This is a genomic window from uncultured Propionibacterium sp. (assembly GCF_963539965.1).
GTDB lineage: Bacteria > Actinomycetota > Actinomycetes > Propionibacteriales > Propionibacteriaceae > Propionibacterium.
Genome location: NZ_CAUTOU010000119.1, coordinates 1 through 2,551, shown reverse-complemented (window position 1 = coordinate 2,551; position 2,551 = coordinate 1). Strand labels below are relative to the sequence as shown.

The following is a 2,551-nucleotide window of genomic DNA, read 5'->3' as shown; positions in this document are numbered from 1 at the left end:
CGCGCCTGGCCCGCTACGAGGAGATGGCCGCCGAGGCCGAGCGCACCCGCAAGCTCGACTTCGAGGAGATCCAGATCCCGCCGGGCCCCAGGCTCGGAAGCCAGGTCCTGGAGGCCACGAACCTCAGCAAGGGCTTCGGCGGGCGCACGCTCATCGACGGCTTGTCCTTCACCCTGCCGCGCAACGGCATTATCGGCATCGTCGGTCCCAACGGCGTCGGCAAGACGACCCTGTTCAAGACGATTGTCGGCCTGGAGGAGCTCGACGGCGGCAGCCTCAAGATCGGCCAGACCGTCAAGCTGTCCTATGTGGACCAGTCCCGTGCGGGCATCGACCCGAAGAAGACCCTGTGGGAGGTCGTCTCCGACGGCCTGGACTACATCCAGGTCGGCAACGTGGAGATGCCCTCGCGCGCCTACGTGGCCTCCTTCGGCTTCAAGGGCGCCGACCAGCAGAAGCCCGCCGGGGTCCTGTCCGGCGGTGAGCGCAACCGCCTCAACCTGGCCCTGACCCTCAGGCAGGGCGGCAACCTCATCCTGCTGGACGAGCCCACCAACGACCTCGACGTCGAGACCCTCGGCTCCCTGGAGAACGCCCTGCTGCAGTTCCCCGGCTGCGCCGTCGTCATCACCCACGACCGCTGGTTCCTGGACCGCGTGGCCACGCACATCCTCGCCTGGGAGGGCACGGATGAGAACCCGGCGAGCTGGTACTGGTTCGAGGGCAACTTCGCCTCCTACGAGGAGAACAAGGTCAAGCGCCTGGGCGCCGAGGCCGCCCGCCCCCACCGCGTCACCTACCGCAAGCTCACACGCGATTGAGCCGAGTGATGCCGAGCTCGCTCGGGTGTCCGAGGCGATTGAGCGGTGTTGGAGGCGGGGCCGAGCACACGCGATTGAGCCAGCACTGATCGCCATCAGCCCGGTTCGCCGCGCCTCCCCGCGGCCCCCGGTCGGCTCGCGCGGGCCTCGGCCGGGACCCGCCCCACCACGAGACTGGCATTTCGGCGCGAGATCGACGACGCCGTCGTCCGGCTCGCGCAAAAATGCCCACCTCGTACCGAAATGCCCGACTCGTGCAGAAATGCCCTGTGGGGTCAGGTGGTGTTTGCACCGTTGATGACGTCGTTGAGTTTCTCAGTTGGGTTCTGTCCGTTCACCAGGCGGGGTCGGCGGTTGAGGCGGTCCCGGACGGCTTGGACGGCGGTATCGGTGATCTGGTGGAAGCTGGTGCGGGCCTTGTCTCTTGTTGTTGGACACGGGGGTGGGTTTACGCGGCGGTTGTCGGCGTAGTGGTTGGGGTCTGTTTCTCGTAGGTGGTTGGGGGTGGGTGGCCGCGGTAGGTGTGGCGGCGTAGGGTGTTGTGCGCGGGTGGGCCACCTGAAGGGTCTGGCGCCGGCGGGTGAGCTCGTCGGTCCAGGAGTGCTCGCCTGTGAGGACCTCGCGCTTCAACGTGGCATTGAATGACTCGGCCGGTGCGCCTGCCGCGCTGGAGCCGACTGCTCCCATGGACTGGGTCACCCCGAGCCTCTTGCACTCGGCGGCGAAGTCCTTGGAGGTGTGGACCGATCCATGGCCCGCGTGGAGTACGGCGCCCTTCAGGCTCCCTCGAGTGGCCGCGGCCTGCTGGAGAGCCTCGATGACCAAGGGGGGCGTGCGCATGTGGTCGCGCAGCGCCCAGGCGACCAGGCGCCGGCCGTGCGCAGTCGATGACGGTAGCCGGGTACGGGTTCGTCCCGTCGGCCAGGGGCAGGTAGGAGGGGGCACCTCCCGCGCAGTGGGGGAATGTCACCGACGTACCTGCGGTTGGAGGCCGGGGCTGTGAAGTGACGAGCGCCCCCGCCTCGACCAGCCCGCAGCCGCTTGACCTCATAGGCGTCCCGGTGGTTTTCAACGAACCGGGGAACAGGCTCTATCGGATCGTCTCCACCGGCGAGACATGCTCGGCCGCCTGCTGAAGGGATCCCGCCGGCTCCCCGGGCCGGGCTTGACGGCCTGAGCGTGAGGCTCAGCGTTCTCCGCCTCCAGGCGCGCGATCGCCTCCCAGGCAGTCTCCTGCGTCTGCCCGCCCGTCCGGGAGTCGTCGGACCCGCGTGGACGCAGCGGGCTGGGCGCCGGCCTGCCGTCGGCGCCGGTCTTACGCCCGGTAGCGTACCGGGCCAGCCACTGGCGCAGCGTGCCGCGCTCGACGCCCAGGTCCTGGGCGATCCCACGCACCGTCGCACCCGGTGTCGTCTCGTACACCTCCACCGCCTGACGCCGCAAGCCCCTCGGAGTAGCTCTTCCCAGCCATGCTCAGATCATCTCGCTCTCCCCAGCCCAAAGACCGGAATCAGCGTGTCCAAACAACAGGAGCAAGCCCCTGCCCTTGGGGAAGTACTCGCGGATCAATCCGTTGGTGTTCTCGTTGGTGGGTCGCTGCCAGGGGCTGTGGGGGTCGGCGAAGTAGACCGGGATGCTGGTGGCGGCGGTGAAGCCGGCGTGTTGGGACATCTCGCTGCCCTGGTCCCAGGTGATCGAGGCCCGCACGGCCCGGGGCAGGTCGGCGACCA

The 2,551-nt window shown here is 68.7% G+C and carries 1 protein-coding gene and 2 pseudogenes; 1 reads left to right on the top strand and 2 read right to left on the bottom strand.

The genetic code is table 11. The features are described 5' to 3' along the window. Nucleotides 1-821, top strand: an 821-nt coding sequence (locus R2N01_RS11355; RefSeq protein WP_316671266.1) for an ATP-binding cassette domain-containing protein, incomplete at its 5' end; no start/stop codon positions are given. A 448-nt stretch (nt 822-1,269) separates the two neighbouring features. Here the strand turns inward: R2N01_RS11355 and R2N01_RS11510 are convergent. Together R2N01_RS11510 and R2N01_RS11340 are read right to left on the bottom strand one after the other, a co-directional pair. Then, a pseudogene (locus tag R2N01_RS11510) lies at nt 1,270-2,288 on the bottom strand (DDE-type integrase/transposase/recombinase). Between the two features lie 66 nt (nt 2,289-2,354). Next, nucleotides 2,355-2,551 (bottom strand): annotated as a pseudogene (locus tag R2N01_RS11340) (IS30 family transposase); the annotation flags it as partial.